The organism is Streptomyces sp. NPDC088252 (assembly GCF_044740965.1).
GTDB lineage: Bacteria > Actinomycetota > Actinomycetes > Streptomycetales > Streptomycetaceae > Streptomyces.
Genome location: NZ_JBIURS010000010.1, coordinates 1 through 16018 on the forward strand (window position 1 = coordinate 1; position 16018 = coordinate 16018).

25 protein-coding genes are annotated in these 16018 nt (G+C 69.1%); 6 read left to right on the forward strand and 19 right to left on the reverse strand.

Going from position 1 to position 16018, the window contains the following annotated elements; translation table 11 throughout:
* Positions 1-111: 111 nt before the first annotated feature.
* The 17 genes from ACIOHC_RS21310 to ACIOHC_RS21390 form a co-directional block, all read right to left on the reverse strand.
* Entirely contained in the window at positions 112-1926 is a 1815-nt protein-coding gene (locus ACIOHC_RS21310; RefSeq protein WP_401843499.1) for an AAA family ATPase, read from the reverse strand.
* A 313-nt stretch (positions 1927-2239) separates the two neighbouring features.
* Positions 2240-2620, reverse strand: a complete 381-nt coding sequence (locus ACIOHC_RS21315) for a hypothetical protein (RefSeq protein WP_401843501.1) — start codon at positions 2618-2620, stop codon at positions 2240-2242.
* Between the two features lie 50 nt (positions 2621-2670).
* Positions 2671-3096 (reverse strand): hypothetical protein, encoded by a 426-nt coding sequence (locus tag ACIOHC_RS21320; RefSeq protein ID WP_401843503.1) that lies wholly within the window; start codon positions 3094-3096, stop codon positions 2671-2673.
* Complete coding sequence (locus ACIOHC_RS21325) at positions 3093-3341, reverse strand: hypothetical protein (protein ID WP_401843504.1); 249 nt, start codon at positions 3339-3341, stop codon at positions 3093-3095. Before ACIOHC_RS21325 ends, ACIOHC_RS21320 begins: the two co-directional genes overlap by 4 nt.
* Positions 3338-3925 (reverse strand): hypothetical protein, encoded by a 588-nt coding sequence (locus ACIOHC_RS21330; RefSeq protein ID WP_401843507.1) that lies wholly within the window; start codon positions 3923-3925, stop codon positions 3338-3340. Before ACIOHC_RS21330 ends, ACIOHC_RS21325 begins: the two co-directional genes overlap by 4 nt.
* Entirely contained in the window at positions 3922-4626 is a 705-nt protein-coding gene (locus ACIOHC_RS21335; protein WP_401843510.1) for a 3'-5' exonuclease, read from the reverse strand. The genes ACIOHC_RS21330 and ACIOHC_RS21335 overlap by 4 nt, the downstream gene beginning before the upstream one ends.
* Positions 4623-5408: an ERF family protein gene (locus ACIOHC_RS21340; protein ID WP_401843512.1), complete on the reverse strand. Its 786-nt coding sequence runs from the start codon at positions 5406-5408 to the stop codon at positions 4623-4625. Before ACIOHC_RS21340 ends, ACIOHC_RS21335 begins: the two co-directional genes overlap by 4 nt.
* Positions 5405-6451 carry a YqaJ viral recombinase family protein gene (locus ACIOHC_RS21345; protein WP_401843514.1) on the reverse strand — a complete coding sequence of 349 codons (1047 nt, stop codon included), beginning with the start codon at positions 6449-6451 and terminating at the stop codon, positions 5405-5407. The genes ACIOHC_RS21340 and ACIOHC_RS21345 overlap by 4 nt, the downstream gene beginning before the upstream one ends.
* Complete coding sequence (locus ACIOHC_RS21350) at positions 6451-6912, reverse strand: hypothetical protein (protein ID WP_401843517.1); 462 nt, start codon at positions 6910-6912, stop codon at positions 6451-6453. The genes ACIOHC_RS21345 and ACIOHC_RS21350 overlap by 1 nt, the downstream gene beginning before the upstream one ends.
* Positions 6909-7103 (reverse strand): hypothetical protein, encoded by a 195-nt coding sequence (locus tag ACIOHC_RS21355; protein WP_401843519.1) that lies wholly within the window; start codon positions 7101-7103, stop codon positions 6909-6911. Before ACIOHC_RS21355 ends, ACIOHC_RS21350 begins: the two co-directional genes overlap by 4 nt.
* Positions 7100-7381 carry a hypothetical protein gene (locus ACIOHC_RS21360; RefSeq protein WP_401843521.1) on the reverse strand — a complete coding sequence of 94 codons (282 nt, stop codon included), beginning with the start codon at positions 7379-7381 and terminating at the stop codon, positions 7100-7102. Before ACIOHC_RS21360 ends, ACIOHC_RS21355 begins: the two co-directional genes overlap by 4 nt.
* Positions 7378-7800 carry a hypothetical protein gene (locus tag ACIOHC_RS21365; RefSeq protein WP_401843524.1) on the reverse strand — a complete coding sequence of 141 codons (423 nt, stop codon included), beginning with the start codon at positions 7798-7800 and terminating at the stop codon, positions 7378-7380. Before ACIOHC_RS21365 ends, ACIOHC_RS21360 begins: the two co-directional genes overlap by 4 nt.
* Before the next feature lie 70 nt (positions 7801-7870).
* Positions 7871-8344: a hypothetical protein gene (locus ACIOHC_RS21370; RefSeq protein WP_401843527.1), complete on the reverse strand. Its 474-nt coding sequence runs from the start codon at positions 8342-8344 to the stop codon at positions 7871-7873.
* Positions 8341-8790 (reverse strand): hypothetical protein, encoded by a 450-nt coding sequence (locus ACIOHC_RS21375; RefSeq protein WP_401843530.1) that lies wholly within the window; start codon positions 8788-8790, stop codon positions 8341-8343. Before ACIOHC_RS21375 ends, ACIOHC_RS21370 begins: the two co-directional genes overlap by 4 nt.
* Positions 8787-9110: a hypothetical protein gene (locus ACIOHC_RS21380; protein ID WP_401843532.1), complete on the reverse strand. Its 324-nt coding sequence runs from the start codon at positions 9108-9110 to the stop codon at positions 8787-8789. The genes ACIOHC_RS21375 and ACIOHC_RS21380 overlap by 4 nt, the downstream gene beginning before the upstream one ends.
* Positions 9111-9194: 84 nt before the next feature.
* The gene (locus ACIOHC_RS21385) at positions 9195-9419 is read right to left on the reverse strand and encodes a hypothetical protein (RefSeq protein ID WP_401843534.1); all 225 of its coding nucleotides are present in this window, start codon (positions 9417-9419) and stop codon (positions 9195-9197) included.
* 9 nt (positions 9420-9428) lie between these two features.
* On the reverse strand, positions 9429-9677 hold the full coding sequence (locus tag ACIOHC_RS21390) for a helix-turn-helix domain-containing protein (protein ID WP_401843537.1): 249 nt from the start codon (positions 9675-9677) through the stop codon (positions 9429-9431).
* Positions 9678-9851: 174 nt separating this feature from the next.
* Between ACIOHC_RS21390 and ACIOHC_RS21395 the strand changes: the two genes are divergently transcribed.
* Together ACIOHC_RS21395 and ACIOHC_RS21400 are read left to right on the forward strand one after the other, a co-directional pair.
* On the forward strand, positions 9852-10292 hold the full coding sequence (locus ACIOHC_RS21395) for a hypothetical protein (RefSeq protein ID WP_401843540.1): 441 nt from the start codon (positions 9852-9854) through the stop codon (positions 10290-10292).
* 404 nt (positions 10293-10696) lie between these two features.
* Positions 10697-12061 carry a LysM peptidoglycan-binding domain-containing protein gene (locus ACIOHC_RS21400; RefSeq protein ID WP_401843542.1) on the forward strand — a complete coding sequence of 455 codons (1365 nt, stop codon included), beginning with the start codon at positions 10697-10699 and terminating at the stop codon, positions 12059-12061.
* A gap of 126 nt (positions 12062-12187) precedes the next feature.
* Here ACIOHC_RS21400 and sodN read toward each other — a convergent pair whose 3' ends face one another.
* On the reverse strand, positions 12188-12583 hold the full coding sequence (sodN, locus tag ACIOHC_RS21405; protein WP_365692072.1) for a superoxide dismutase, Ni: 396 nt from the start codon (positions 12581-12583) through the stop codon (positions 12188-12190).
* Between the two features lie 123 nt (positions 12584-12706).
* Between sodN and sodX the strand changes: the two genes are divergently transcribed.
* The gene (gene sodX, locus ACIOHC_RS21410; protein ID WP_351078571.1) at positions 12707-13222 is read left to right on the forward strand and encodes a nickel-type superoxide dismutase maturation protease; all 516 of its coding nucleotides are present in this window, start codon (positions 12707-12709) and stop codon (positions 13220-13222) included.
* Here the strand turns inward: sodX and ACIOHC_RS21415 are convergent.
* On the reverse strand, positions 13126-13755 hold the full coding sequence (locus ACIOHC_RS21415; RefSeq protein ID WP_351078573.1) for a CGNR zinc finger domain-containing protein: 630 nt from the start codon (positions 13753-13755) through the stop codon (positions 13126-13128). The two genes, sodX and ACIOHC_RS21415, sit on opposite strands and share 97 nt — an antisense overlap.
* A gap of 89 nt (positions 13756-13844) precedes the next feature.
* Here ACIOHC_RS21415 and ACIOHC_RS21420 point away from each other — a divergent pair, with 89 nt between their 5' ends.
* The 3 genes from ACIOHC_RS21420 to ACIOHC_RS21430 all read left to right on the forward strand — a co-directional run bounded on the left by ACIOHC_RS21420 (position 13845) and on the right by ACIOHC_RS21430 (position 16008).
* On the forward strand, positions 13845-14606 hold the full coding sequence (locus ACIOHC_RS21420) for a class I SAM-dependent methyltransferase (protein WP_351078576.1): 762 nt from the start codon (positions 13845-13847) through the stop codon (positions 14604-14606).
* 146 nt (positions 14607-14752) lie between these two features.
* On the forward strand, positions 14753-15241 hold the full coding sequence (locus tag ACIOHC_RS21425; RefSeq protein WP_351078579.1) for a SigE family RNA polymerase sigma factor: 489 nt from the start codon (positions 14753-14755) through the stop codon (positions 15239-15241).
* Positions 15238-16008, forward strand: coding sequence for a hypothetical protein (locus tag ACIOHC_RS21430; RefSeq protein ID WP_351078581.1), 771 nt, complete (start codon positions 15238-15240; stop codon positions 16006-16008). Before ACIOHC_RS21425 ends, ACIOHC_RS21430 begins: the two co-directional genes overlap by 4 nt.
* The last annotated feature ends 10 nt before the right edge of the window (positions 16009-16018 follow it).

Genomic DNA, 16018 nt, shown 5'->3' on the forward strand with positions numbered 1-16018 from the left:
GATCCGTCCGGGGGCGGAAACTTCAGGGCGTGGATTGCGCGGACCGCGGCGCGGAGTTCGGCGGCGGGTGTGGTCATGTCGTGCTCCTGTGTGTGGGTGGAGGGTTCCGGGTTAGGCGGCGGGGTGTGCGGGCCGGTCGGGGTGGCTGCCGGTGGTGGGGTCGCAGCCGATGTGGGTGTCGTATCCGCGGTTGGCCCGGAGGGGCTGGAGGGGGGTGCGGCAGATGGTGCAGAGAGGGGTGTCGGGGGTGGTGTTTTTCTCGTCCTCCCCCACACCTCCCCCCTCCCTAGAGGGGGAGCGGGGGGAGGGAGGTTTTGATGGGCCATCCCCCGGACCTCCCCCCGGCTGTGGGGGGATGTTTGACCTGGGGTTTTCTTCGAACTCCCCCGACCTCCCCCGGGAATCGGGGGGAGTTTGGGGTTCAAGATCGCGGGGGAGGTTTGGGGGGAGGTCATTTCGGACATCCTGAAGCTCCTCGAAAGAGCCCCTCCGCTTACGAATCCGGATGGCCTCTTCGATCTTGTCCTTGCGCATCTGGATGCCCCTGTCGCGGCACCACTCGATGACACGAGGGCTGCCCCACCGCATATCGACCCGGTCCGTGTCGAGGCGCCGCACCAACCACTCCGGGGTGCCGATCGCGGGCACATCGGGCCGCTGGTCAAGGGATTCAAGGACCACAGAGGTGACGGGCCGGCCGTCAGGCTTGTGCTCGCCGTCAAGGGTGACGACCTTCAGCCCGAACTGGAGGTCGGCGCCTTCCTCGGAGTCCTTCTGCTTGCCGACCTTCATCGTGACGACGATGTTCTTGGCGCTGTCGCCCTTCTTGCTGACGTGCATTTCGGACTGGAGGGCGCCCTTGGCGGCGGAGGCCCCGCGGCCGTGCTCGCCGACGTGCCCGGTGTGGTGGATCAGGAGTACGCAGGCATCAGTGGCGCGGCGGAGGTCGTCCATGCGCTCGATGACGATGCCGAGTTCGGTGTTGGAGTTCTCCTCGACGCCGACGGACACGCGTGCCTGGGTGTCGATGACGATCATTGCGGGCTGGAGGCGGCGCATCGCTTCGATGAGGGTGTCCCACTCGGGGCCGCGGGCCTGGACGGGGCGGGGCAGGAACAGAACACCGTGCATCGGCCGCCCGTAGTGCTTCTCCCAGGCCCGGACACGCTGGCGGATACCGCGGGCGCCCTCGGCCACCAGGTAGACGACGGTGCCTTGCCGGACGTGGTGGCCGTGCCACTTCATGCCGGTGCCGACGTGTCCGGCGAGGTCGATGGTGACGAACGACTTCATGTGCCCGGACGGGCCGATGATGCGGGCGAGGGTGTCGAGGTGCAGGAGGTCGCCGACGAGGGGCTCCAGCGTGGGCATGTTGTCGAGGCTGGACGCGTCGAGGAGTTCGGCGAGGAGCGCGTCGGCGGGGTCGCCGGAGCGGCCGGCGGCGCGTTCTTTCTGGCGCTGGAGGTAGTCGTCGATGAAGGTGACGGCCTGGCCGGGTTCGGCGTCGGGGGCGGTGGCCTGTTGGACGATGCGTCGGCCGAGGTCGGCTTCCGCGCGGAGGTCGGCGGCGGCGCGGACCTTCTCGGCGAAGTAGGCAGGCTCGCCGCCGCCGGTGTGGTCGCCGACCTGGACGAGGTAGGGGAGGCCTCCGGCGCGGGTCAGTTGCTTGCGGCTCTCCAGCTCGATACGCAGAGCGACGGGGGTGATAGGGGCGCCGGTGTCGAAGAGGTGGCCGAGCGCGTCCCAGATCAGTTCGTGGGCGGGGCGGGCGAAGTCGCTGCCCTGGAGGATGGTGCGGACGGTGGGGATGTGCCTGGGGTTGTGTAGGCATCCGCCGATCACGTCCAGCTCGGCCTCCATGTCGTCACGCGTCTGGCCGTGCGGGTCCGCCTGGTCGCGCGGTTCGAGGTGGCGGACGTTCTCCACGGGGCGGGCTCCGATCAGAAGAGGGTGGTCGGCTGCGCTGTGCAGTGGTGGTCTGTGACGTGAGGGTGGGGGCAGTCAGTGGGGTGGGTGTGCCCGGTCCAGCGGAGCCGTGGGGAGCTGTGGGGTCCTCCGGCTTTGAGGCACCAGATGAGGCGGTTGGGTGTGCGGACTTCGTTCTGCTGCTCGGGGGTGAGAGGCCGCAGGTCCGCGGTCACCTTCAAGGCGGCGCGCTGGCCCACCCATTGGGTGAGGGTGGGGGCCGCGCACGACGGGCACCGGGAGTCGTCGGCGCCCGTCGTGCGTGACCTGGCCATCAGTCCTCGGTGCCGAGGTAGATGCCGGCACCGTTGCGCAGGATCGATCCGGCGACCTCGTGGCCGAGTTCGTCGAAGCTGCCCTCGGCGGTGCGGGCCCGGTACATGCGCTGCTGGACGTCGCGGAGGACGTTCTCCATGTCGGGGCCCTGCGCGGCCTCGGCGAACGTGGCGCGGACCTTGACGGAGGGGGCCTTGTCCTCGCTGGAGGCACTGCCGGTGTACTGCTTGGCGGTGAGCTCGACGATCACCATGACGGTGGAGTCGGGGTTCTCGAACAGCTCGCGGCGCTGGTCGCGGGTGAGGGACTCCTCGACGGCGCCGCCGAATGCGTCGAGCTTGATCTCGGGAACCTGGTCCTTGGGGAGGCGCGGCATCATGTGGCCTTTCGTTGCTGTTGTGGCGGTGGTCACCGGTCGGGCGGGGTGGGTCAGAGGTTGCGGAGGACGACCCTCGACAGCTCCATGACGAACTGGTCGCGGGCGGGGGCAGGCATGTCGGGGTGGAAGGCGAAGTGCACGCGGATCCGCGGCTGGTCGCCGTTGCCGGGGTCGACGCCGAGCTGAAGGGTGTGGCCGTCAGGCTCCAGCCCGTCGGCGCCGAGGTTTACGGCCCACTCGGACACGTCCGCGGCCCCGACGATGAGGTCGCGGATCTTCTTCTGTGCGGTGCTGAACGCGTCCTCGTTGGGAAGGAGGTCGCCCCACGTGAGGTTGGGGCCGTCCCCGGTAGAGGCGATGATGCTGTCGCCCATTGCCTCGCCGATGCACATGAACTCGGGGTCCTCGGTGAGGCTGGCGTGCTGGTTGGCGGCCTCGGCCCGCAAGTCGTCATCGGTGTACGGCAGGTTGCTCATGCGGCTTGGGCTCCTTGCTGGATGGGGGACCCCGGGCAGGTGGCCGGGTGGGTGGTGCGGATGGTGTGGGTGAAGCGGGTGACGGCCTCGGCGCCGATGACCGTCTCGGTTGTCTCGCAGAGCAGGCATTCGTACTTGGCGGCGGGCTGCTCGATCCACCGGCCGGTTCCGCGGGCCTGCTGGCCGAACTTGACGCTGAGGGCTCCGGTGATCTGCCGGCCATCGGGAAGCATGTAGGCGCTCACCGGGCACCGGCCACGGTCTCGGGCCAGGCGCACCCGTCGAGAGCCTTCAGCGCCCGGTCCGGCACCCTGGCGAGCGGGTAGCCGAGGTGGTGCAACCCCATGGCCATCGCGGTGTACGCGTCGGCCTGGTCGTACCGCCCGACGCCCTCGGTGTGGTGCCCGTACCGGTCCGCAACACCGGAACGAACCTCGCCCTTGGTGGCGTTGCCGCGGCCGGTCGCGAACATCTTGAGGCTGGAGGGCGGGACGACGCCGTACGGGATGCGGTGCCGGTAGCAGTACTGCCGGACCAGGACCCGCAGGCCGGCCAAGTCCTCGTGTCCGGCGAGGGCGGCGTGCCCGTAGGAGGGGCCCTCCATGACCACGAGGTCGGCGCGCTTCACGAAGTCGGCGACGGCGGCGAGCAGGTGGTTGAGGCGGTCGTCGCCGCGGCGCTTGGTGCGGATGATGTCGGACCATCCGGCCCCGGCGACGCCGGTGCAGGTGAGGGACAGGTCCAACCCGATGACGAGGGGGATCCCCGCGGCCGGGCGGGGGGACAGCCCGGCCGCGGGAGTCTGGTCGAACAGGGTGGGGGCGGTCACTGGGCACCGTCCTGCTGGCGGGGGATGAGCGGCCATGCGCCCTCGACGACCGCAGCCGGGTCCTTCTTGCGGAAGTGCTCCTGCAAGCTGGCGGCCTGCTCGGCAGCCCACTCGATCTGCGCCCGGTGTAGTTGCTCCAGCCTCATCGCGGTGAGCGGCGGATGCATGGTGCCCTGCCCCCACGCGACCCGGCACGCGGCGATCGCATCGGCGTCGGCGGTGTGTGCGTCCCCGATCGGTACCCGGTAGTGCTCGCACAGGTCGGTCAGCTTGCGGCTGCCCTTGCGGTACTTGTCGACGTGCTTGTCGATGACGAACGGGTCGACGACCGGGCCGGCCGGGAGCGGGTCGAGGTCGAACCGCTCAGCCTCGCGGTCCAACAAGGTGAGGTCGTAGCGGGCGTTCATCGCGACGACTGGTGTCCCGGCGAGGATGACCTGAGCCAGCCCGGCGAGGATCTCGGCGACCGCTTCGGCGAGCGGTACGCCCTCGGCGCGGGCGCGCTCGGTGGTGACGCCGTGGATGTTCGCGGCCTCGTCGGGGATGGTTTCCCCGTCAGCGTCGGTCAGCCAGTTTGCGGAGACGACGGGCTGTCCGCCGCCGACCTGGACGATGCACGCGGTGACGATGCGCGCGGTCAGCGGGTCGGGCCCGGTGGTTTCGAGGTCGAAGCCAGCCATGCGGCCGAGGTGCCAGCTCATGCGGCACCGCCCGCGATGCGCTCCTGACCGATGCGGAAGAGGAACGCACCCAACTTCTCGTCGTCGCCGACCTCGTTGATAACACTTGCCTCGTAAAGACCGGCCTGCTTGATCTCGTAGTTGATCTGCGCAAGGCGCTGGCGAGACGTGTTCTGTTCGAGGATCTCGTCGCGGTACGAAACCGCCGATCGCACCGGGGCCTCACCGCGCTCCACGTAGGACGCGTCCGGGTCCTTGTCATGCGTCGGCGTCAGCCCGCCCGTCAGAAGCAGCACCCGCAGCGCCACGCTCTGGGCCTTGGCGGTGCCCTTGTCCGCCGAATCGAGGGCCTCGCCCTGCGTCTGGAGAGTCAGGGTGTCGCCCTTCGGCCCGACGATCAGCCACGAGACGCGCACGGTGCACTCGCGCATCTTGTTGCCCTTGCTTGTCGTGGTGTCGCGGTACGACGCATCCACCTGCACCGGCAGGACACTGATGCCGTGCCGCAGCGTGACCGGGCCGAACGTGTTCACCACGGTGTCGACGCCGCGGAAGTTGAACCGGGTACCGCCGCCGTTGTACTGCTCGCCCTTGGCGATGGCACGGACGTCCTTGCGGACCCGCAGCCATGCGATGTGGATGGGCACCATGTCCGGGTCGTCGTTGCCCGGCTCGTAGTCGGCCATCGGGTCCGGTGCCGGGGCGAACTCGGCGGGTGTCGCGAGGAGGACGTGCTCCTCGGCAGCCGGGGTCGTGTCGGTGCGGCCGGCCGCAGCTGCCGCGCGCTCTGCGATGGTGGTCATGCCTGGTGTGCCTCTCGGACGGTGCTCGGGATGTTGATGCGGCGCGACGGCCGGTCTTCTACGCACGCGGCGTAGGCGTCGGGGAACTCTTCGCGGAGCCGCTCGCGGTCGACGTGCTCGCGGCTGGTCTCGTCGTAGGAGTAGGCGACGTGGCCGCCCTGGATGGCCGTGTCTGCGCCGCCTAGGGCGCGGATGAGTACGGCCTTGGCCGTCTTCTTCCTGGCCTTCGCCTCGCGCTCACCGGTTACCGCGTCGAGGTAGTCGGACAAGGCGTCTAGCGCGTCGCCGTCCCGGTCGATTGCGACGACGCCAGCACGCTCGTGGTGCAGCTGCTCGTACAGGTCGAGGAGGACGTCAGGGTCGGCGTCGTGTGGGAGGACCGGCGGGCGTCGCTCGGTGATCTGCTGCCAGGCCCGTTCCCCGGCGGCGCGGAGGTCGGCGATGAGCTGCTGATGCTCGGCGACGCGCACGACGAACTGGCGGTAGTCGTTTCCGCCGATCAGCACGCCGACGTGGATGTGGTCGTATCCGCAGACGTCGGCCTGCCAGAGGGTTTGTGCAAGGACGTCGTCCGGGCAACCGGTGCGCCACTGCCCAGCCTTGAATGCGGCTCGGCACTTGATCTCCACGGCGCAGCGTTCGCGTTCGGTGGCGAGGGGGCATTCGAGGACGCGGCGGTCGAGGGTGCACATCTGCCACGGGCGGTCGACGTTCGCGACGAGGCCGACGCGACGAACGACGCTGCGGTTTCGGCGGGCCCACTCGCGGGCGACGGTGTCCTCGATGGCTCGTCCCCACAGGGCGGGTTCGGAGTCGTCGTTCTCCAAAGGGAGGCCGCCGGTCTTGTCGTGGTAGACGGAGAGGGCGTTGCCGTACCGGCTGATGCCGAGGACGGCGGCCATGTCGGAGGAGCCGAGACCGGAGCGGCGGGCGGTCAGCCAGTCGGCGCGATCGGCGTCGGCGGGGAGAATGAGGCGGCCGGTCGGCGTGACCTTGCGGCCGGCGGCCGGGGCCGAAGCCCCGGCCAGCACGGTGTTCGTCATCAGGCGTCCGCCTCCGGGTCGTACTCGGTGGCGACAGCGACGCGGGTGACGGTGTAGTCCGTGGTTTCCTGCGTGCCCCCGACCGTGGTCAGCAGCTCGGCCGGGTCGCCCGGCTCGAACGCGTCACCGAACCACTCGAAGGACAGCCCGGCGGGGTTCTCCGCGTTGTTCGTGGCGTCGGCCTCGCAGTGCGTGCGGGCGGCGGCCAGGTTGGTGTACGTGCCGAGCGGCGTCATGCCCCACGCCGCCTTGAAGACGCAGGCGACGGTGGGCTCGGTCTCCAGCTGCGGGACCACCGCGGCCGGGGCGGCCTGTGCGGCAGCGAGGGCGAGCGTGGCGTGCACCTGCGCTTCGGTGGCGAGTGCCAGGCCCACGGCCGGGTCGGCGCCGTCGCCGTAGGTGAAGTGGTGGGCGCGGGCGGCGAGGCGCTCGGCCTCGCGGTAGTGCTCGGGTCCGGTCATGCGATCACTCCGGTGGTGGTCAGGGCGGCCACGAGGACCAGCCCGAGGAGGGGAAGAGCAAGGATGAGGAGGCAGGACGCTCCGGCGGCGGGGGCCTGGTCGAAGCTGGCGCGGTCCCTGAGCTCGCGCTGGGAGCGGCCGACGCTGGACCGGTCGGGGCGGGTGTGGAGCCCGCCGAACGTCTCGCTCATCGGGCACCGCCCTGCTCGCGGAGCTGCTGGAGGGTGTGCCGGGCGTCCTCGACCCGGGCCAACTGCGCGGCGGACGCACCCTCGTTGGCCATGCGGCGCAGAAGGTCAGCGGCCCAGTGCGTGCCGGGAGTGGTGGCCCAGAACACGCGGTCGTTCTCGGCGACGATGGCGTCGGCGGCCTCGGCCAGCACCTCGGCGCGGTGCATCGCGACGTGGTCGTGGTCGTCGCGGGTGCACCCGAAGTCGATGGCCTCACGCAGGTGTTCAGCGGCGCTCATGCGGCACCTGCCTCACGCTGCGACGGCAGCGCCACGACCGTGCCCGCACCATTCGACGAGAGCAGCAGCTCCGCCACCCGGCGCACCTGCTCCCCGTACAGGTGGAGGTGGGTACCGCCGATCTGGTCGAGGAACTCGTCGACCAGCTGGTCCCGGTAGTGCTCGGCGTGCGAGTCCTCACGGGGGTTGGCCAGTTCGTCAATTTCGGTGAGCAGTTCCCCGATGCCGTCGGGGTCCTCGACGAATCGCTCGGCCAGTTCCAGCACCGTGAAGAACAGGAAGTGGTCCAGGTGCAGGACCGCGCCGCCGGGGATCGAGGACACGTTGACGCGGGTCGGTCCGGTGTACGCGCCGCCGAGGATCTGGGGGCGGACGGTGGTGAGGAAGCGGAAGAACCGCATCGCACGGGTCAGCTTCATTCGGTACCTCCGAGGACAAGTTCGAGGAGCCAGAAGAGGAGGGCGGCGGCGGGGAGGAGGAGCAGCCAGATCACGACGCGCCGCCCCACTGCACGGCCGGGATGCCGCGCTCGACGCGGAACTCGGCGATGGCCTTGTCGCAGCACACGGGCTCGCCCTCGACGCTGTGCTCGTCCTGCTGGTGCGAGGCGTTGGCCGCCTCGGCGGCGGTCAGCACCTCCCACGTCAGGTCGCAGTGCGAGCACACGTGCGTCTCGGTGCAGGTGACCCGGCCACCCTTCACGTGGGGGCGGCGCAGCAGTTCGGCGAGGAGTGCGTCGCAGCGGCGCTGATAGTCGCCGTCGATGTCGCGGCTCACGATGGAGTCGCTCATCGACATGTATCCGAAGTCGCCGAGACGCTGCGGGGCGATCTCCAGCTCGAACGGGTCGCCGACGATCGTGCCGTCGAGACCCTCGAACCCGAGGGCGGCCAGGGGGATGCGGGTGGCGCGGGGCTTGACCTCGATGATGACGCGCCAGTCGTCGCGGTACGTCTTCTTCACAGCGCACCGTCCTCGTCGTGGGTGAGCACCCAACGGCGGGCCTTCAGGTCCCACTCGATGTGCTCGTCACTGAACGGGCCGCTGATGTGCCCGTCCGGCTCAATCCAGAACGCAATGTCCGCGTCGACCAGGGCGTTCAGCCCGGTCACCGCCCGATCCCACGGAGACGCCGCCTCCAGCTCGGCGACCCGGTCGCGGGCGCGGCCCCAGCCCTTCATGGCTGCCTCTGTGTCCTGCGCCTTGGCCGCGAGGTCGGTCTCCAGCTCGGCGACCCGGGCCCGCAGCCCGTCAACCTCGGCCAGGAGTGCCAGCTGCTCGGCCGCCGACTCCGGCGACTGCAACAGGCCGGCCGCCTCCAGGCACATGGCGACACCCGCAGCCGTCTGCCTGGTCTTCTGCGCTGCGTGGATCACACCAGCAGCCGCATTCACGCGCTTCGCGTTCATGCCGCCACCTGCTCGGCAATCGGAGCGGGCAGAACCACGACGACCTCAACCCGCACGTCACGCCACATTGCGTGCAGCCGGTGGGGGCGCATCATCTGCCCCTGGTGCAGGTAGTCGCGGCCGGGCCGGATTGCTCCCCCGAGAACGGCGGCGTACTGCGCCAGCACCTCGAACGTGGCGTCGTGCGCGTGGCCGTGCAACGCACCCGTGTACTGGTCCAGCGACCACGACGCGGGCGGCAGAGTGGGGTTCTCGCTGAGCAGCTGCACCAGCGCCGTCGCGGCGCCCAACTGCGGGATCAGGATAGGATTCTGGTTCACGGTGTTCTCGATTTCTGAAGTGGTTGAGGGTGCCGAGGGGTCGTCCGGATTGCCGTCCGGGGCGGCCCCGTTTTGTGTGGTGGATCAGGCGGCGAGCGCGCGCCGGCGCTTCATCGGCCGGGCGGGGATGCGGTGCATCTCGGCGATCTCGGCGCGGTCCTGCGGGCTGAACATCAGCCGGCGGCCCATGCGGTGGGCCGGGAAGCCGCCGTGGTTCACGCCGTCGCGCAGTCGGCGGGCGCCGATACCGAGGCGGCGAGCGGTCTCGGCAACGTTGGTGAAGTCCTCTACGACCGTGGCAGCGGACATTGGGTCACCTCATTCGGAGTCGGTCTCGCCAACTTCGGCGAGGAGTTGCGTGTCTTCGTGGGGCACGCCCAGTGCGGTGCGGAGCGCCACATAGGTGGGCGGCCGCATGTGGCGACGAACGCCGATTTCCAGCCGCGTGAGATAGCTGCGGCTGATGCCTGCGGTACGGGCGAGGTCGGCGATCTGGATGCCGCGTGACATGCGGAGCTCTCGGATTGCCGCCCCGTCCACTTCGAAGGTGGGTTGGGGTGCCTTCATGGGAAGAAGCTAACAGTATCTCCTAGCAGCATCTAGCAGTACTAGGTAGTAACTTGTAGATACTGTTAGTTCATGGCATCCGAGATCCAAGAGATACCCAAGAGGTCGCGGTGAAGATGTGTAGGCCGAAAGGTGTTCCTGGCGGTACCTAGTAGTTCCTGAGAAGATCTGGGCATGGCCACCACCACAGACGCCGACCCTCGCCAGCGCCTCAGGCGCCTCGTGATTCAGCGCCGGGTTCAGCTCGGCTGGCACAAAGCCGACGCTGCCGCGGCTGCCGACCTGACGATCACCACGTACATGCGGGTCGAGAAAGGCTTGTCTGTCCGCGACGTGACCTATGCCAAGATCGAGCGCGCCTTCGGCTGGGCGGCAGGTGCCTGTGAAGCGATCCTCGAAGGCGCTGCTGAAGCCCAGTTGGCCGGCGACGTTGCCGAAGGTGTGCGGTACGCACCTGTTGCAGGTGAAGACGGGGCGCGCCGGGCGGTGCAGGACGCGGTGATTGCGACGATGCCGGAAGTTACGGCGGGCCGCATGGCTGAGCTGACCGAGGCTGTGGTGGCTGAGCTTCGGAGGCGAGGCATCGTCAGTGGTGAAGGGTCAAGCGATTCGTAGTACAACCATTTCGCGTGGCGAGATCGTTACTCTGTGTTCGATGGCATATTCAGGTAACTCCTGTTCGGTTATGCGTTCGATATGTAAGGCTCGTCTCTCGGGTCTTCCGAACGCGCACCGAAGGGAGGGCCATGCACGAGTTCATCACCTTCGATCAAGGGCCGGACTTCATTGGCCTGGTGGGTCAGGTAGGCGATACGACCGTGTGTGTCATGACACCGAGAGTCCTCAACGACGAGTCAGCCAGACGCGCCGCGAGGACACTGGTGAAGCGCCAAGGGGGCAACTGCGCCTCCTGCGACTGCCGAAGCTGCCCGCTCCGGTAGCCATCACGGCGCTGTCTTGAGAGATGACTGGCAGTCAGGGGTGCCTGCCGTCATCGGCCACGCGGAGGGGATGAGCAAGTGGCGTACGCGGAGAAGCGCGGGAAGAGTTGGCGGGTCAGGTACCAGCTCCCCAACGGGAAGTACGACTCGGAGAGCGGTTTCGAGACCAAGCAGGATGCGCTCGACTGGGGTCGCGCCCAGGAGACCGACGTTCAGCGGAAGGTCTTCGTCAACCCGTCCGACGGGCGCAAGCTCTTCGGCGAATGGGTCGACGAGTGGCAGCAGGTCATGGACGTCGGCGAGATGTCGCAGCAGACCTACGGCAGCCGCCTGAACGCGGTCATCCTCCCGAAGTGGGAGAACACCCCCATCGGCGACATCACGTCGATGAGCTACAAGGCGTGGCGGGCCCAGCTCGTGGGCCAGTACAAGAAGAACTACGTCGACGCCATCGAGGGCCTCATGCGCATGCTCCTCGATGACGCGGTCGACGAGAAACTCATCCCCTTCAACCCCATGCCCGCCGGGTCCAAGCGCAAGCGCGGCCGGCACGTCCCCGTGGAGACCGGCGACGAGTACGTATGGCCAACCCCGCGGCAGGCGCGGCTCCTTGCCGAGAACGCCCGCACCGTGCGCGGCTACCAGTGGTACGTCATGGTCCTCACCGTGGCCTACACCGGCCTGCGCATGGGGGAAGTGGCCGGGCTGCGCCGCGACCAACTGCACCTCCTGGGCCTGGAGTACGGCAAGTCCCTGCGGGTTCAGTGGCAAGGGCAGTGGCTCACCAACGCGGCCAAGCACACGGTGAACAAGGGAGACACCCTGGAATCGGTCGCCGCGCTGCGGCACGCCGACCCGAAGCGGGCCGCAGACATCGCCAAGGCGAACGAGATCGAGGCCGGGGCCAAGCTGCGCGTAGGGCAGAAGCTTTGGTTGGCCAAGGGGTTCACGCTGCTGCCGCCGAAGTACAGCTCGTACCGCACGCTGATCCTTCCGCCGTTCCTCGGTGACCTGCTGTCCGAGCTCCTCGCTGCGAACAGTCACAAGTACCTCGTGTTCCCATCCCAGCGCGGCCGGCCGCTTCGGGTCGACGACCAGTTCTACGGCCGGTTCTGGCACCCGATCGTCGAGGGGCAAGATGAGGAGCCCTCCAGGAAGGGGCGCCGCGCTCAGGCCGCACTTCCTGCGGTGGAAGGCATTGCCGAGATGGTGCCGCACGGTCTGCGTCACGGGCACAAGGTGTGGCTCGACGGGCAGGGGCACCCGCGGGTCGCGGTCGAGGAGCGGATGGGCCACAAGCTGCAGGGTGTCGAGGGGACGTACTCGCACACGTCGCCAGAGATGGAGCTCGGCATCGCTCGGGGCCTGCAAGAGGCGTGGGAGAAGTCGTTGACGGACGAGGTGGACGAGACGGCGGAATGGCGGGAGAGGCGCTCTTCCTGACCTCGTCTCCCAAACGTCTCCCAAAGGATCTTGAAAGCAAGTAGAGGCCCGATCGCTCGAAGCGGTCGGGCCTCTACTATTCGCGCTCTGACCTGGCATCCAGTCGGATGCCGAACGGTAGGGCGATCAGGCCTTCTTGGTCTCCCAGAAGATCCTGTCGATCTCGGCGATGTAGTCCAGCGCCTTCTGGCCCGTCGCCGGGTCCGTGGAGGCCTTCGCCGCCGACAGCGCCTTCAGGGCGTCGTTGACCAGCTGGTGCAGCTCCGGGTACTTCTCGAAGTGCGGGGGCTTGAAGTAGTCGCTCCACAGCACCGAGACGTGGTGCTTGGCGAGCTCGGCGCGCTGCTCCTTGATGACCACCGCGCGGGCCCGGAAGTGCGGGTCCTCGTTGGCCTGGTACTTCTCCTGGACGGCCTTGACCGACTCCGCCTCGATGCGGGCCTGGGCCGGGTCGTACACGCCGCAGGGCAGGTCGCAGTGGGCGCTGACCTTCACCTTGGGGGCAAACAGGCGGGAAAGCATTGAGCTGTCCTTCCTCGTGATCGTCTTCTCAGGTGGGACATTACTCCGTGAGAGACGGGTTTTCGTGGGTGCCCCCATGGGCTTAGGCCAAAAGTCCGGGGTGGGAATGGGCCCAGTGGCCGAATGTACGGAACGCTGTACTGGACGGTGTACTGGATGGACCGGGAAGGTGCCGGAGAGATGCGGGAGGTGCCGGAGGTGCCGGAGCTGACGCGGGAGCAGCCCGCACGAGGGCTGGCCGGGCGTGTGCCGTTCCAGGTGGTGGAGGTGACCGGGCCGTCGATGGTGCCCACGCTGCATCACGGGGACTGGTTGCTCGTGCAGTACGGGGCGCCGGTGCGCCCCGGGGACGTGGTGATTCTGCGCCATCCGTTCCAGCAGGATCTGCTGGTCGTCAAACGGGCCGCCGAGCGCCGACGGGGCGGCTGGTGGGTGCTGGCCGACAACAGCTTCGCGGGCGGCGACAGCACGGATTACGGGACGGTGCCCGACGAGTTCGTGCTGGCCAGGGTCCGGGCGCGCTACCGGCCGTTGAAGAAGGATCAGCGGTCGGTGTGGTCCGTGCTGACCTGGGCGGTCTCCGCGCTGCGGCCGGTGTCGGCGGCGCGTTCGGTCTCCAGGCGTTTGCGGGCCCGGTAGGCGGCCACGTTGGCGCGGGTCGCGCAGCGGTCCGAGCAGTAGCGGCGGGAGCGGTTGGTCGAGGTGTCGAGGTAGGCGTTGCGGCAGGGCGCCGCCTCGCACAGGCCGAGCCGGTCCACGCCGTAGGAGGTGAGGTGGAACGCCAGGCCCATCGCGGCGATGGCGGCATACCCGGCCGTGGCGTTCGACGGGTGGTCGGCCAGGTGCATGTGCCAGTCCGGCTTGCCGTCCTCGTCGCGCAGGTCGTGCCCGGAGATCTGCGGGCTGACGGGGAACTCCAGCAGCAGCGAATTGAGCAGGTCGACGGCGAGCGTCTCGTCACCGCCGTCGGCTGCTTCGAAGACCGCGCGCAGCCGGCCCCGTACGGACCGGAAGCGGGTCACATCGGCGTCCGTCGCCCGCCGGGCCGCCTGCCGGTTGACCCCGAACAGGTCGCGGACCGCCTCGACGGAGGTGAGGGAGTCCTTGTTGCGGGCGGGCTCCTCGGTGTTGACCAGACGCACGGCATAGTCCGAGTAATAGGCCAGTTCCACTTGTAGTCCTTACGGCGTCGGTCTAAAGTCGTTGCAGCGAGCAATGTAATGGGCTTTCTTGGCACCAGGGTATTACATGGAGGTTCCTCGTGACGGAGACGACAACAGGTACTGACTGGGCGGCCTGGCAGGAGAGCTGGGACCGCCAGCAGGAGTGGTACATGCCCGACCGCGAGGAACGGTTCCGGGTGATGCTGGACATGGTCGAGGCCGTGGTGGGGCCCCGGCCGAGAGTGCTCGATCTCGCATGCGGTACGGGAAGTATTACGGACCGGCTCCTCAAGCGGTTCCCGGACGCCACCAGCACGGGCGTCGACCTCGACCCGGCCCTGCTCGCCATCGCCCGCGGGCACTTCGACGGCGACGAGCGCGTCACCTTCGTCACCGCCGACCTCAAGGACCCCGACTGGGCGGGGAAGTTGCCGTACGACTCGTACGACGCCGTCCTCACCGCCACCGCCCTGCACTGGCTGCACACCGACCCCCTCGCCGCGCTCTACCGGCGGATCGGCGGGCTCGTCAGGGACGGCGGGGTGTTCATGAACGCCGACCACATGATCGACACGCAGACGCCCAGGATCAACGCGGCGGAACGTGCCCACCGGCACGCGGCCATGGACCGGGCGAAGGCCGAAGGCGCCCTCGACTGGGCGGACTGGTGGGCTCTCGCGGCCAAGGACCCGGTCCTCGCCGGGCCGACCGCCGAGCGGTACAGGATCTACGGCGAGCACGCGGACGGCGACATGCCGTCCGCGCGCTGGCACGCCGACACCCTGCGCGAGGCGGGGTTCGGCGAGGCGCGGACCGTCTGGGCCTCCCCGTCGGACTCCCTGGTGCTCGCCGTGAAGTAGCGGCAGCACGCGCGGGAAGGGGTGGTACGGGCCGGGACCCGTACCACCCCTTCTTTTTCTCCGCTCTGCTGCAACCCGCCGTGCGTCCCGCCGCACTGGAAGGGTGAGACGGTCCGCACCCGCGGACCCGGAGAGGGGCGCCGACGATGCGGATCGATGACGACGCCGCGCTGCACGCCTTCGTCGAGGGCAGGCGTACCGCACTGTTCCGCAGCGCGTACCTGCTGTGCGGAGACCGGCACGAGGCCGAGGACCTGGTGCAGGCCACGCTGGTCAAAGTGGTGCTGGGCGGGCGGCGGCACGGACGGCTCGACAACATCGAGGCGTACGCGCGCAAGACCCTGGTCAACACCTTCATCGCGACCCGCCGCCGGTTGTGGCGGCGCGAACACGCGTACGGCGAACTGCCCGACCGTGCGGACCACGGGCCCGACACGGACACCGGCCTCGCGGTGCGGGCGGCCCTCGCTCGGCTCACGGACAAGCAGCGGGCCGTACTGGTGCTGCGCTACTGGGAAGACCTGAGCGTCGAGGCCACCGCCGGACTGCTCGGTATGCGGGAGAACACGGTCAAGAGCCATGCGGCTCGGGGGTTGGCGGCGCTGCGCGCCGAGATGGCGGAGGAATTCGTATGAACGACGTGCGTGAGCTGCTGGGGCGGGTCGCCGAGGAAGCGGGGCGGCCGGTCATCTCCACCCAGGCGGTGTACGCCGGGGCCGCCCGGGTACGTCTGCGGCGCCGGCTCACCGTCTCGGCCGCGGCACTCGCCGTGGTCGCGGCGGGAGCGGCGGCCGTACCGGGACTGGCCTCGGGCGAGAACAAGCAGAACGCCCCGGTGGCGGCCCCCGCCGAACTCACGGGCAGCGGCGGCCGGGCTCAGCGGCTGGCCGAGCTGCTCCCCGAGGGCGTGGGGAAGGTCGAACAGGTCTCGCTGGCCGTCATCATCAAGGGCGCCACCCCCGAGCAGGCCAGGGACCACCTGGACGGACCGCTGGACGGGCAGTACTCCGTACGACGGGACGGCGGCGTCGGCTACCTCGTCATCGGCTTCCTGGACGGCCGGCAGGCCGGCAGGAAGTTCGGCGGGCAGGACCCGGCCGCCGATCTGTGCCGGCCGGTCGACGGGGAGCCCCGTCCGGACGACTGCGTACGCGAGGAACTCCCGGGCGGACGCGTGCTGACGACCTGGAAAGACCCCATGAACTACTCGGGCACCCCCAAGTGGGGAACCGAATTCGTGGGGCGTCTCACCCTGAAGGACGGTGGGGTGCTGGCCGTACGGGACAGCACCGGGTTCACGAGCGACCGGGCGCAGGGGCCGCTGCTCAAGAATCCGCCACTGACCCGTGCCCAGCTGCGGAGCCTGATGCTCAGTCAGGAGCTGCTGCCGAAGAAGGGGTGACGCACACGAG

What these genes read in the sequence shown, in the direction of transcription:
- ACIOHC_RS21315 (WP_401843501.1), bottom strand. Translation starts at nt 2,620, where the DNA reads ATGATGCCGCGCCTCCCCAAGGACCAGGTTCCCGAGATCAAGCTCGAC.
- ACIOHC_RS21320 (WP_401843503.1), bottom strand. Translation starts at nt 3,096, where the DNA reads ATGAGCAACCTGCCGTACACCGATGACGACTTGCGGGCCGAGGCCGCC.
- ACIOHC_RS21335 (WP_401843510.1), bottom strand. Translation starts at nt 4,626, where the DNA reads ATGAGCTGGCACCTCGGCCGCATGGCTGGCTTCGACCTCGAAACCACC.
- ACIOHC_RS21340 (WP_401843512.1), bottom strand. Translation starts at nt 5,408, where the DNA reads ATGACCACCATCGCAGAGCGCGCGGCAGCTGCGGCCGGCCGCACCGAC.
- ACIOHC_RS21345 (WP_401843514.1), bottom strand. Translation starts at nt 6,451, where the DNA reads ATGACGAACACCGTGCTGGCCGGGGCTTCGGCCCCGGCCGCCGGCCGC.
- ACIOHC_RS21350 (WP_401843517.1), bottom strand. Translation starts at nt 6,912, where the DNA reads ATGACCGGACCCGAGCACTACCGCGAGGCCGAGCGCCTCGCCGCCCGC.
- ACIOHC_RS21355 (WP_401843519.1), bottom strand. Translation starts at nt 7,103, where the DNA reads ATGAGCGAGACGTTCGGCGGGCTCCACACCCGCCCCGACCGGTCCAGC.
- ACIOHC_RS21360 (WP_401843521.1), bottom strand. Translation starts at nt 7,381, where the DNA reads ATGAGCGCCGCTGAACACCTGCGTGAGGCCATCGACTTCGGGTGCACC.
- ACIOHC_RS21365 (WP_401843524.1), bottom strand. Translation starts at nt 7,800, where the DNA reads ATGAAGCTGACCCGTGCGATGCGGTTCTTCCGCTTCCTCACCACCGTC.
- ACIOHC_RS21375 (WP_401843530.1), bottom strand. Translation starts at nt 8,790, where the DNA reads ATGAACGCGAAGCGCGTGAATGCGGCTGCTGGTGTGATCCACGCAGCG.
- ACIOHC_RS21385 (WP_401843534.1), bottom strand. Translation starts at nt 9,419, where the DNA reads ATGTCCGCTGCCACGGTCGTAGAGGACTTCACCAACGTTGCCGAGACC.
- ACIOHC_RS21390 (WP_401843537.1), bottom strand. Translation starts at nt 9,677, where the DNA reads ATGAAGGCACCCCAACCCACCTTCGAAGTGGACGGGGCGGCAATCCGA.
- ACIOHC_RS21395 (WP_401843540.1), top strand. Translation starts at nt 9,852, where the DNA reads ATGGCCACCACCACAGACGCCGACCCTCGCCAGCGCCTCAGGCGCCTC.
- sodN (WP_365692072.1), bottom strand. Translation starts at nt 12,583, where the DNA reads ATGCTTTCCCGCCTGTTTGCCCCCAAGGTGAAGGTCAGCGCCCACTGC.
- sodX (WP_351078571.1), top strand. Translation starts at nt 12,707, where the DNA reads ATGTACGGAACGCTGTACTGGACGGTGTACTGGATGGACCGGGAAGGT.
- ACIOHC_RS21425 (WP_351078579.1), top strand. Translation starts at nt 14,753, where the DNA reads ATGCGGATCGATGACGACGCCGCGCTGCACGCCTTCGTCGAGGGCAGG.
- ACIOHC_RS21430 (WP_351078581.1), top strand. Translation starts at nt 15,238, where the DNA reads ATGAACGACGTGCGTGAGCTGCTGGGGCGGGTCGCCGAGGAAGCGGGG.